This window comes from Marinicrinis lubricantis (assembly GCF_042658665.1).
GTDB classification, from domain to species: domain Bacteria; phylum Bacillota; class Bacilli; order Paenibacillales; family KCTC-33676; genus Marinicrinis; species Marinicrinis lubricantis.
Window position 1 is genome coordinate 81,249 of the sequence record NZ_JBHSQV010000029.1, and the last position, 12,248, is coordinate 93,496.

Genomic DNA, 12,248 nt, shown 5'->3' on the forward strand with positions numbered 1-12,248 from the left:
GGAGAATTTTTGGTATTTGCCGATCTATGAAGGAGGAGAATTCTTGCATACTGAGCGGCTGCAATATTGCCTTATGTTAAGACACACGATGTTTATATAGATTTCAAACCAAGAGAGGGGCTCAAGGCCCCTTTTTTCTTCAATTTTCTGTTCGGAAACGGATAAGTATATCATCCGATGGCTCCGATAAGCGGTATAAGCTCGCGTATTTAACACCTTACATATTTGCGTTTGAAGCCAAGCTGTCCTCTGTCCATGGCCTTTTGAATGTTTTCAGAAGCGAGCAGGATGCTGCTTTTTTTATGATCTCGTTTGACTTCTACCGGGCCAACGGCCTTCGCGGTCTCGACGGCCTTATCATGGAGCGGCGAATAGGATACCGCTGTCGTGTAAATAAAATTATTCATCGAAGCTTTCGCACGTTCGGGAGCATCGTGAATCGTCTTTTCTACAACCTCAAGCATACTCGCGATTTTATGTTCATCAAATTCATGGTCTGGCCGACTGCCTAAAAGCCAGCAGTAACAACTCCATCCTGCCGACATTCTCAGCTCTTCTCCGCTTGCGATCCATTGATCTGCCACTTCCTGTGCAATATCGGTCTCTGCTAAAGTGACCGCAACCACATAATCGGACAGCATGTAAAAATAAGCTCCGTCCATCCAACGCTCAAAGTCCGCTGGAGTCATCGCTTTCGGATCGGCAATGATGCCGGCAAAATACATCGCGTCATAGTTTCCCGTGGCGTAAAGCTCTTCAGCTAACGGTTGATTGATTTTGATCTTCTTGGCGATGGGTTTCATTGCGCCCGTTGCCACACCAAAAAGCGGTTCGCGTGCGCCATTGGACATGTACATTTTCTTGAGTCGTTCCTTGCCGAGTGCTTCAAGCTCCTGCATCACCATTTCTATATTCATTGATTCACACTTCCTTTTTAGCTAGAGGTATAACCATAATTATAAGGCGTTTGCAAGATCTGTTAAAGTTAGTTCATGTCATGCTTAACATGTATCTTCCTATCCATCGAATTTAAGCTTAACCCTGTGTGTTAGCCGGTGTTATAGTATAACAAAGTGATCTTGAAGAGGGGTAGGTGAGCAATTCATGAAAAAAGAAATGAACAAGCTGTAACCATATGATGCCCGAGGGCCTCCTCCTGTTTCCAGTTTTGCGAAGCAATGAAAAATCAAGAGGAGTGACGCGTGTATGCGAAATGAACGCGAAATGATGCAGCTCATTTGTGATTTTGCGATGCATGATGAACGAATCCGAGCCGTGTTATTGAACGGTTCAAGGGCAAACCCGGAAGCGCCGAAAGATTTGTTTCAAGATTACGATATCGTCTATTTGGTGGATTCCGTGAATGACTTCGTCCAGGATCAGAGCTGGATCTCTCATTTTGGCGACATATTGATAATGCAGACTCCGGACAAGATGGATAATCCTCATGCGGAGCGGTTTGATAAGTTCGCATTTCTGATGCTGTTTACGGATGGAAACCGAATCGACCTAACCTGGTATCAGATCGATCAATTAGACCGCTTTGACCATGACAGCCAGACCATCGTATGGATGGATAAGGATGGACGATTCGGACACCTGCCGCCGCCAAGTAATCGCGATTATTTGCCGGCTCCTCCAACGGACGTTCAATTTTACCATTGCTGCAACGAGTTTTGGTGGGTGAGCACGTACGTTGCCAAAGGGTTGTGGCGTAGACAGCTGCCATATGCCATGCGGATGTATGAGGGACCCGTGCGGGATATGCTGATGCGTATGCTTACGTGGTATATTGGCGCAGCTACGGGGTTTCAGGTCGAGCCCGGCAAAGAGGGCAAATATTTCGAACAATGCCTCGAACCGCCGAAATGGGATGCATTTGTTCGGACATTTGCAGACGGGAATTACGAGCTGATCTGGCAGGCTTTATTTGAAATGGGGAAGCTGTTCCGGGAATCGGCACATACGGTATCCGAGCATTTTGGTTATCCGTATCCGATGGACGAAGATAACCGAGTGAACGATTATCTTCAGCTCGTCTATCATCTGCCTTCGGACGCGAAGGATATGAACTGATCCCTTTTGAATAGCAACATAAAAGAAGCCGTACCTTGGGAAAAAGTAATTGAAAAAAGCATCCTTGCTTCATTTAGGATGCTTTTTTCGTATGAGCTGAGAAATATAAGCGAAACCTAGTGAATTTGAATTGCATTATATAAGTGAATCCATTTCATAAATGATCTAAATACTGAATTTGTCACTACATATTGATCGATTGAACCGTTCGATACAACATGTAGTCTTGATTAAAGCTGCTGAAGTATTATGAAATTGATTTAAGTGATACAAATTTTAAAACGTGGGTGATGAAGATCAAGCGATTTTTACAAAAGTCACTTTATAAAGTATTTTGGACTTTCATTTATGCTGCTTTTATGATATCGGCCATCCTATGCATATTAACTATTATTTTCCTTATAGGCTTATGGAGCCGTGAGCCATAATACTTGTTTGTCATGGACATGTTTTCCCCCGAATTACTGCAGCCAATTTTGGACCCATTTGTGCCAGAAGCTGCGTTGTCCGCGAATCTGACGATTCATCACATGCGACGATTCGTCGACAAGCTGTTTCTGGCTGTCTACCCGCTCTGTACCGAAAGATACCGCGACATTCTCGAACCGGCCATTGCTCGATAAACGCCTAGCCTTCACATTATCCTCCAATTGGAGTTTTAAGATGTGCAGAATACGCTGCTTGAGATGGGGGTTATTGACCGGACAAGCAATCTCGACACGACGGCTTGTACTGCGTGTCATTAAATCGCCTGAAGAGATGTACATCGTGCAGTCCGCATCCGTACCGAAGCAGAATATACGCGAATGCTCGAGAAAGCGGCCGACAATGCTGCGAACTTCTACATTCTCCGTATGTCCTGAAATCCCCGGTAGCAGACAGCATATCCCGCGAATGATGAGCATGACGGGTACCCCTGCGTTAGAGGCCGCGGTCAGCCTTTCGAGAATTTCCTTGTCTGTGAGAGAATTGGATTTCATCACAATGCGGCAGGGCTCCCCGCGCCTAGATTTCTCTATTTCACGGTCAATACATTGCAGTAAGGGCTCCTTAAAATGATGGGGCGCAACGAGCAAATGCTCATAGTGCCCCTCCAGATTGGAGATGGCCATATTTTTAAAGAAGGCATCTGCATCTCTGCCGATCTCTTCTTGGGCGGTAATAATTGAAATATCTGAGTACAGTTTTGCTGTTTTTTCATTGAAATTTCCAGTTCCGATATGCGTAATATAACGGATCGTATTCCTGTCTTTGCGTGTGATCAAGCAAATCTTGCTGTGCACCTTGTAGCCTTCCACGCCAAATATCACCTGGCAGCCTGCTTCCTCAAGCCGTTCGGCCCATTCAATATTGTTTTGTTCATCGAATCTGGCCTTCAATTCAATAAGCACAACGACTTCCTTATGATTCTCCGCAGCTTGGCATAAGTATTGAATGACTTGCGAATGCTTGGCCAATCGATAGACCGTCAATTTGATCGACACCACATGAGGATCCTCCGCGCTTTCCTTCAAAAGCTGCAAGAAGGGTTCCATCGAATCATAGGGATAAAACAGCAACACATCCTCTTTCAGACACCACTCGGTCATGGACAGATAAGGCTGCGATTCCATCGCATTGTGAGCTTTGAAAGGCGGATACAGGCATTCGTTCTGCAGCGATTCCGGCATGCGCTGGATTAAGTCGAACGGATATTGCATCACGATGGGAGCCATGCTCCCAAAAATCTGGTCGGGACCCAGCTGTAATTTTTCACGAAATATTTTTTCAACGGATTTGGGCAGCACCCCTTGCACCTCTAGCCGAACCGGATCTAATCGAGCGCGTTTCTTTAACGTCTCCTTCATGAGCTGGCGGAAGTCATCATCATATTCGAGCCGTTCATCATCCGGAGAAATGTCAGCATTGCGGGTGACTGCTACTAGATTGGCGCTTTGCAGCTTATACATGTGAAAAAGCTGGCTTGCATAACCCTTTACGACATCAATGGTTAATATGTAGCGAAAAGGTTCCTCTCGAACGGTAATGAATGCCGGCAACGCCGCTGACACCGGAATAATCCCCAGTGTATGTTTTTTGTCCTCGAAGCTGCAAATCACATACGGTACTTTGTTCATCAAATGCGGAAACGGATGATGAGAATCAACAACCGTCGGGGACAAGACAGGGTATATGTATTGTTCATAGTAGGCTTCGACTTGCCGTTTCTCCAGCTTGTCAAGATCATCCATTCCGATCCGATAAATCTGATGTTGCTGCAAGGCTTTCTCGATTTGTGCAAATGCAGCATTTCGCTTCTCATACAACGGGACAGTTGCCGAGAAAATATGTTTTAATTGTTCCTGTGCTGTCCAGCCCGTCTTCGTATCCCGATGCTCTTCCTCCATGTAGGACAAGTCTGTCAAACTGCCAACCCGAATCATATAGAATTCATCCAAATTGCTGGTGAAAATTGAAATGAATTTTAACCGCTCAAACAGCGGGACACTTTCATCCATCGCTTCCTCCAGCACGCGCTCATTAAATCTGAGCCATGAGAGCTCGCGATTTTGCATATATGGGGTTTCTACTGCCGCTTGATATATCGTATTCACGACTTTTCCCTTCCTTTGATCACTCGATCGTATAGAAATCCTTCACGGATGCCATTTCTGCTAATATAAACAGACTCACTTTGGAAAAAATTCGCAATTTCATGCAGGACGATCATGCCTGGAATCAGTGTATGAATGCGGTCGGGTGCCTTTAAGAGAATAGCGCCAATATGCTTCTTCTTGTGATTCTTGAAACGTTGAAGCAATTCTCTCAATTGGACAGTGGTGAGTATGTCTTTCTCATCCGTATCCTCGTTCAGTTTTGCTTTCAGCTTATACGCATTGCGAATCGTGCCGCCTACGCCGCAGATCGGAAGCGGACCCAAATCCGGCACCTTCAAGGTAGAGAGCTGGTACCGAACCCATGCTGCTATGGCCTCACGTTCTTCTTCGGCCGGAATAATCTTCTTTACGAATCTCTCATACATATTCAAGCTCCCGATGGAGAGACTTTCGCTAAAACAAATTTCTTTATTCTGAAAGACCGCAATTTCCGTGCTGCCGCCGCCAATATCCACAAGCACGCCATCTTCCAGATGGACACTTTGAGCTGCGCCGATATAGCTGAGCCTTGCTTCTTCCTCTCCTTCAATCACCTCTACCTGTAAACCGGTGTGCTCGAAAATCGCTTCTATGACTTCTTGTGTATTTTCAATGTTGCGAATGGATGCCGTTGCAATGACATGAATGCTGTCCAGTGTAACCGGTGACTGCCTCAGCATCAACAAGTACTCATTCAATGTCGCGCAAACCAAGCGTATCCCATCTTCATTCATCCGCTTCTTCTTCACATAATGTACAAGTCCCGCCATCGTCTTGCGATCAAACAGGATCCGATAGTTGTCATTCGAGTATTCGTAGACCATTTGACGAATCGTGTTCGATCCGACATCTATAATCGCCGTAATCAACCTCGTCCAACTCCCTTCAGGTCTTTTCTTCCATCATAAACGTCAATTATTAACGCTATGTAAAAATAGTTAAAAATCACGAATAATTAGTAAAAATGTCGAAATTATAATTCTCTATGTATACAAAAAAAGTACCCTCTCGTGGTAAGAGAGGGTACTTCTGCATTCATTTCCTATTCGCTTTTTTTCGTTCCTGCTTACTAGTGAGCAGTACTTCACCATTGAAGAGCAGTTTGTAGCAGCCCTGCATGTGCCCACGTAGAATGTGTATTGCTTAATACTATTACGATGAAAGTAACGTTAATAACCCGCCGCAACGACATTCTTAACGTTTTTCTAGACCCGCAGCGAGCCTCGGAATCCCCGTGCAGCATAGTAGGATTCTGCTCCATTGTGGTATACAAAGACCGTATCGTAGCGACGGTCACAAAATAGAGCTCCGCCGAGTTTTCTAATGTTAGCAGGGGTTTGGACCCAGCTCGATGTTTTCAAATCGAAGCTTCCAAGTTTCTGCAGCTCCCGGTATTGTGCTTCTGTTAAAAGCTCAATGCCCATGTCAGCAGCCATATTCACGGCACTATCACCTGGTTTATGCTGTTTCCTTGATTCCAACGCTTCATGGTCGAAACAAACACTTCTCCGTCCTTTAGGACTTTCTGCTGAACAATCGAAGAAAATGTATTCGTCCGTCTGAGAATCATACCCAACCACATCCGGTTCGCCGCCGGTTCTTTCCATTTCACTCAGCGACCACAATTTATCGGCATTCGCTTCGAGCTTAGATTGTACTTCAGCCCATGCCATACCTTCATGGCGGTTCAAGTTTTTCTCAAAACGGGATTTCAATATGGTGATAAGTTGTTCACGCTGTTCCGGTGACAATTCCTTGTTATGATTTTTTCTACTAGTCTGATTCATGTGAATTTCCCTCCTACCAATATCGCGGCATCATCATGTTATGTTCCATTATATCATTAATAAAGATAAGCTTCTTTCATTCATTATTGGTCTTTTGAAACCTGCACACGCCATGCCATTTCACGGACTGATTGACTTATTTCCAACCGTATCTCCATGCGCTAACGATTTGCACAAATTCGTGGTATTCTTTTAAAATAGCGTAGACAAGAAATTGCGGAAAGGCGGCCACAGGATATGAACCTTAAGATATCACTCGTGAATACAGCGGAAGAAATCGCAGAGCTTGCTAGGTTGGCGGCAGAAATTTGGCGCGAATACTATGTATCCATTATTACGATGGAGCAGATCGATTACATGATAGAAAAATTCCAATCCGTTTCAGCGATGACAGATCAGATTCATCATCAGGGCTATGAATATTACTTGATCAGCCATGATGGCTTCGCTGTCGGATATATGTCGGTAAGACAAGAAGAACAAAAACTGTTCCTGAGCAAGTTTTATATCAAAAAGGAGTACCGGGGACGAGGCTACGCCAGCCGAGCGCTAGCGTTCCTGGAGCAGCTGTGCATAGAGCGAAACCTAAGCCATATTTGGCTGACGGTTAATCGTCATAATGAATCGAGCATCGCGGTATATCAGAAAAAAGGCTTTCAGATCGTACGGGAAGAAGCCGCAGATATCGGCAACGGATTTATCATGGATGATTATATTATGGAAAAAGAATTCATACATGCAGATTGAGAAATAATCACTGGACCTTATCCAGAGAAGAATTAAAAATTATTGTTCATGAAAAAGGGTTCATTTCACCACGAGAAGAAGTGATAGCACATGCTCCCAATCCAAACGGCTAATAAAATCCAAATGAAAATAAATAGGGTGCCAGTCACCCAATTTTTAGGCTTACCGTTCTTGCGGATGTCCTCCGCCTTTCCTTACAATCTTCTATCACTGGAGTTGGAATCATTTTTAGTGCGATTGTGATCCCGAGCGGAACCAAGATTAAATCGTCTAGATAACCTAAAATGGGTATGAAATCAGGAATTAAATCGATTGGACTGAATGCATATGCCACAACTGCAATCGCAAATAACTTAGCATACCACGGAACTCTCGGGTCTTTATAAGCTAGATATAACACAAAAATGTTCCGTTTTATTTCTCTAGCGTTACTCTTTGCTCGTGCGAGTGCCTTCGATTCCCTCATGATTGCCCTCCAATTAATCTTTGTTCATTTCACCTTCGACAGGATCTTCTGTTTTCTTGCAGCCTAATGGCAGACTCAAGACCGTTACCTAAACCTCATGTACCATATGTTAAAAATACCCTCTCAAAAAAGAGAGGGCAATCCCATATGAACTTCTCATCCGTTATTTCCGCTCCAAACAAATAGTGTGCAACTCGCCTATTAACTAACATCAATCGCTCATACATCTCGCTTTCGGTATACTGTCGCAGCAATGATAATTGCGGCAAGTGTCCAAGCACCCAAAAGGATGCCGCCTTGCACTGGGGTGAGCGCACTTGCATGATCGGGCTGTGGAAACCACATCACAACTCCTGCCTTATCTGGAAGATACTTTGCGAAATCTGCTTGATCCCGTATAAGCGGACCCGCTATGTAGTAATAACTGAGCATGATAGCGAGCGCAGGAAGCATCCGGTGCAGAACAACTCCGAGTGCCGCACTGATGAGTGCAGTCAACGTGAGGTATGCGCTTACTCCCAGCATGGTGAACACGAGATGTACCCATACTATAGGAGCCCCAGCATCTTCGACTAGAATTTGGGTTAGCAGAACTCCAGAAGATGATACAACGAATGCAGCAGGGATGAGCACGACTGTCAGCGCGAATAACGCCGCGAAAATCTGGATGCCTCGCCGCGGCATGGCCGTCAATGTTGTGCGAATCTGACCTCCGTTATATTCGGAGCAAACGGTCAGTATACTAAAGATCATAAATCCCGCTTGCGAAAAGCTGACAGAAGCCAACCCGATTTGTAGCGTGCTCTGTATGGAGGTTAAGCCCTGCAATCCGGCGTTTGAGTAAGCGTAAGCCAGCATAAGATTGACGATAAAGGTACCGCCGAGAGTGAACCATGTAATCGGCAGCGAACATAACTTTGACAGCTCCGCCTTGATCGCCCGATACATTTCTGGGCCATACGTCCGGGCTATTAACGTACTCATACATCCCTCCGACAAAAGGCAATCGTTCCAAAGAACAACAATGCGGTCACCCAAGCCGCCATGACTACACCGCCCAAAAGCGGTGTGAGTGTACTCCCGGTATCTTTGATTTCAAGCAACATGCGAATTCCGGCCATATCCGGCAAATAGTTGGCCAAAGGGGTGATGCGGGTCAGCAAATAAGTCACGGTCACGAAGGAGGTATTCACAATCAAAACGGCCAGCGGCAGAGCGGCGTGCCGTGTCAGGATTGTCATTCCTAAGGCTAACAGCGCGGTAAGCACCCAATAGCATACAACGCCGATAATCCGGGAAATATCGGTAATCCCAAACGCAGGAGCATGCTCCACAAGGATGATCTGAACCACAATTATTGTGAGAGTGATCGCGATGATGGCGAGAATGGCGCTAACCGTTGCAACGGCAGCCGCTTTCGACAGCAGAAAACGAATTCGTGATGGGTTGGCGGTCAAACTGGTGGTTATCTGGCGTCCGCCGCCGGATTCTTCACTCTCGGTGAAGTACTCACTACTGATTGCTATAATGCCAACAATAATAACACCCTGAACACCGAACCCCAACGCTTCCAAGCCGATAGGGTATTCGGCCGCTGTATGAACACCTTTTGTGATTTCGGAAAGCTCCTGAAAGGAGCGGATTGCGGCGATTACAGGCGCAACCAGTATACCAACCGCAACTGCGATCCATATGGTCGGTAAGGAGAGAAGCTTTGAAAGCTCAGCGGCAAGCGCTGTTTTCATGAGATTCCCCTCCTCGTGGTAAAAGCGAAGAAGGCATCTTCTAATGTCTTATAGGAACCTACGATCTCGGTAATCGTACCGCTTGCCACAATGTGCCCCTTATTGAGAATAACAATGTCGTCTACCGTTTCGGCGATTTCCCCCATCAGATGACTCGATAATAATACGGTGTGCCCTGATGCCGCACGTTCACGGAGAAACGTCCTAATCCAACGGATTCCCTCGGGGTCAAGCCCATTCGTAGGTTCGTCCAATATCAAAATCTCCGGATCACCGAGAAGTGCGGCAGCCAAGCCTAGTCGCCGCGCCATACCAAGTGAGTAACTGCCAACCCTCTTCGAAGCAGCATGCTCAAGCCCTACAATTTCGAGGACTTCATCAACCCGAGAACGAGGAAGCCCTGCGGATCTGGCAATCCAATTCAAATGCGCTCGCCCTGTGCGCAACCGATGTGCTCCTGATCCGTCAAATACGGCACCAACGGTCTTCAGTGGATCGGTAAGCTGGGCGTATGGCACGCCATTGATCAGCGCAGTCCCTAATGTGGCTCGGTCAAGTCCCAATAGGATTCGCAGCGTAGAACTTTTCCCTGCGCCATTGGGACCGAGGAACCCGGTCACGCGACCGGGCTTCGCTTTAAAGCTAATGCCGTTTAGGATATTGTGCGATCCACGGCGTTTGGTTAACTGTTCGATAATGAGCAAGCATAACACCTTCCTTATCTTTGTTATGCTTCACATCTTATCGAACCAAGTCTAAAATCAGGGAAGATTATTTCTAAGTTTAGTCTAATTTTTTTCCGATCCAGACGGTCGTTCCCATCGCATCTGAACTAAAATGGACTTGCAGCCCCATTTCATTTAGCATGTACTTTGAAATGGTGAGTCCCATCCCAGCGCCGCGATTGGCAGAAAGGGCATTCATCCCCGGTCCATGATCTTGAATGATGAACCGCTCTTGCCTGATATCCACAGCAATACCGATAAACCGTCCATCGACCGCATGGCGAAGGACATTTTGAAACAGGTTGCTAAGCACGCGCGTCATCCATTGCGGATCGACTTCCCATGAGAAGGTCGCATCGAACGGCAAGTCCGCATCTATATGGAAGCCTGCGTTCTCAAATGCTGGATACCACGTTGCAATAGATGTTCTTAGGAATCGAACCATATCGGTGGGCTCAGGATGGTACGGGTATTTACCCGATGTAAGCATTGTATAGGATAAAAGATCATCCATTAGCTCGCTAATATGCGTGATCGTGTGGTCAATCGCTGTAAGCGAGGCCATCCCTTCCTGGCTGAGAGGTTCTCTTTGCAATCTGGAGGCGTGCCCCCGAAGAGCGGTCAGCGGCGTCCGTAAATCATGGGACAGATTGGCAATTAGTTGCTTTCTGAGCGATTCTTCTTCTTGCTCACGCAGGTGGCTATCGCGAAGTTTCCGAATCATTTGATTAAACGAAGCCCCCAACTGATCCACTTCATTCATTCCTGAAGCACGTTCTGGGATTGGTTCTGGAATCCAGGAACCGTCCCCAGGAACAGTCATCGCCTTTTGCAAGCGGATGAGCTGCTGCCGAAGGCGATAAAAAAACACCCCTGAAACTGAAATAAAGGTGGTAATGATGAGGCCGATCAAAACGAGTATGCTGCGTGTCGTATCCATGGACGGATCAGAAGACGGCTGCACGCCCATTACCATCATAAGGATCATTACGGGGAGTAAAACAAGGCTCAGGAAATGAATTACTAAGTACCGTCGAAAAAAGGAGCGCTGCTTCATATTTTCACCCGATATCCAATGCCGCGTACGGTCTGGATGATTTCCGGCTCATCAGGATCTTGTTCCAGTTTCTTGCGAAGATGGCGAATATGGACCGACAGAGCTTTGTCTCCATGGATATATGATTCTCCCCAGACAGCTGCCCAAATTTGCTCTTGCGTAAGAATCTGATTCGGATGGCGCAGGAAACACTCAAGAATCTGATATTGTTTTCCTGTCAGGTTAACTTCTTCTCCAGTACGCTCGTTGGTCACCGTGCGTCCAGAAAGATCAACAAGGATGTGCTGCCCAAGCTTTATATGATCCGGGAGTCCCGCTCCATTGCGGCGGAGCAGCACTTCTATTCTGGCAGCCAGCTCATCGAGGTGAAAAGGCTTGGTGACATAATCATCGGCAAACTGCAGTCCTTGCAGCTTATCATCGACAGCTGCTCGGGCGGACAGCAGCAAGATGGGCAGCGAAGGCGCTGCTTTCTTCAATCGCTGGCCGATCGTAAAACCGTCCAGTCCCGGCAGCATGATGTCGAGAATAACCACATCACTTCCCTGTATTTCGTCTTCCACATTTTCACCGGATAACTGCCAGCGAAATGCATATCCCCGCTTTTCAAGTTCCTCCTGAACCCAGCGTCCGATTTCTAGATTGTCTTCAATATATAGAATACGTTTCGCTTTCATGACACCACTTCCCTTGCTTTTCTTCTCGCAACTCTCTCAAAAATAATCCAAGAATAAGATATATATTTCTATTAACTTTTATATAAGAAAATCCGAGTATCAAATGCCGACATAATCATACATTTCAACTAAAAATTATAGTACAGCTTGTGGAAATAATTAACAAGGTCAGTTTCAAGGTAACAAAAAAGCCCTTCGAGAAGAAAGTTGAGTCCGTATAATTGTGTAAAATGCTAGAGCTCCTAAAAATAAAGGGAGCCATATTCAAATCCCTCAGTTAGAATGGTGTTGTCTAAGCATCACTCTAAATACACGAGGTGAATTGAAATGGC

11 protein-coding genes and 1 pseudogene are annotated in these 12,248 nt (G+C 46.0%); 2 read left to right on the forward strand and 10 right to left on the reverse strand.

The features are described 5' to 3' along the window. Positions 1-209: 209 nt before the first annotated feature. The gene (locus ACFPXP_RS04565; protein ID WP_379892796.1) at positions 210-917 is read right to left on the reverse strand and encodes a DNA alkylation repair protein; all 708 of its coding nucleotides are present in this window, start codon (positions 915-917) and stop codon (positions 210-212) included. A 289-nt stretch (positions 918-1,206) separates the two neighbouring features. Between ACFPXP_RS04565 and ACFPXP_RS04570 the strand changes: the two genes are divergently transcribed. After that, entirely contained in the window at positions 1,207-2,076 is an 870-nt protein-coding gene (locus tag ACFPXP_RS04570; protein ID WP_379892798.1) for an aminoglycoside 6-adenylyltransferase, read from the forward strand. 461 nt (positions 2,077-2,537) lie between these two features. Here ACFPXP_RS04570 and ppk1 read toward each other — a convergent pair whose 3' ends face one another. The 3 genes from ppk1 to ACFPXP_RS04585 form a co-directional block, all read right to left on the reverse strand. After that, on the reverse strand, positions 2,538-4,670 hold the full coding sequence (ppk1, locus tag ACFPXP_RS04575; protein WP_379892800.1) for a polyphosphate kinase 1: 2,133 nt from the start codon (positions 4,668-4,670) through the stop codon (positions 2,538-2,540). Further along, positions 4,667-5,581 carry a Ppx/GppA phosphatase family protein gene (locus ACFPXP_RS04580; protein WP_379892802.1) on the reverse strand — a complete coding sequence of 305 codons (915 nt, stop codon included), beginning with the start codon at positions 5,579-5,581 and terminating at the stop codon, positions 4,667-4,669. Before ACFPXP_RS04580 ends, ppk1 begins: the two co-directional genes overlap by 4 nt. A 336-nt stretch (positions 5,582-5,917) precedes the next feature. Further along, on the reverse strand, positions 5,918-6,499 hold the full coding sequence (locus ACFPXP_RS04585; protein WP_379892804.1) for a DUF4256 domain-containing protein: 582 nt from the start codon (positions 6,497-6,499) through the stop codon (positions 5,918-5,920). Positions 6,500-6,736: 237 nt separating this feature from the next. On the opposite strand from ACFPXP_RS04585, the gene ACFPXP_RS04590 reads away from it, so the two are divergent. Beyond that, entirely contained in the window at positions 6,737-7,246 is a 510-nt protein-coding gene (locus ACFPXP_RS04590) for a GNAT family N-acetyltransferase (protein ID WP_379892806.1), read from the forward strand. Between the two features lie 65 nt (positions 7,247-7,311). Here ACFPXP_RS04590 and ACFPXP_RS04595 read toward each other — a convergent pair. The 6 genes and pseudogenes from ACFPXP_RS04595 to ACFPXP_RS04620 form a co-directional block, all read right to left on the reverse strand. After that, positions 7,312-7,712, reverse strand: a pseudogene (locus tag ACFPXP_RS04595) (YkvA family protein). Between the two features lie 219 nt (positions 7,713-7,931). Then, complete coding sequence (locus ACFPXP_RS04600) at positions 7,932-8,696, reverse strand: ABC transporter permease (protein WP_379892808.1); 765 nt, start codon at positions 8,694-8,696, stop codon at positions 7,932-7,934. Beyond that, complete coding sequence (locus ACFPXP_RS04605) at positions 8,693-9,457, reverse strand: ABC transporter permease (RefSeq protein ID WP_379892810.1); 765 nt, start codon at positions 9,455-9,457, stop codon at positions 8,693-8,695. The genes ACFPXP_RS04600 and ACFPXP_RS04605 overlap by 4 nt, the downstream gene beginning before the upstream one ends. Further along, positions 9,454-10,161 (reverse strand): ABC transporter ATP-binding protein, encoded by a 708-nt coding sequence (locus ACFPXP_RS04610; RefSeq protein WP_379892812.1) that lies wholly within the window; start codon positions 10,159-10,161, stop codon positions 9,454-9,456. Before ACFPXP_RS04610 ends, ACFPXP_RS04605 begins: the two co-directional genes overlap by 4 nt. A gap of 79 nt (positions 10,162-10,240) precedes the next feature. Further along, the gene (locus tag ACFPXP_RS04615) at positions 10,241-11,152 is read right to left on the reverse strand and encodes a sensor histidine kinase (protein ID WP_379892829.1); all 912 of its coding nucleotides are present in this window, start codon (positions 11,150-11,152) and stop codon (positions 10,241-10,243) included. A gap of 83 nt (positions 11,153-11,235) precedes the next feature. Next, a complete protein-coding gene (locus tag ACFPXP_RS04620) occupies positions 11,236-11,916 on the reverse strand; it encodes a response regulator transcription factor (protein WP_379892814.1) in 681 nt (226 codons plus the stop codon). Between the last annotated feature and the right edge of the window lie 332 nt (positions 11,917-12,248).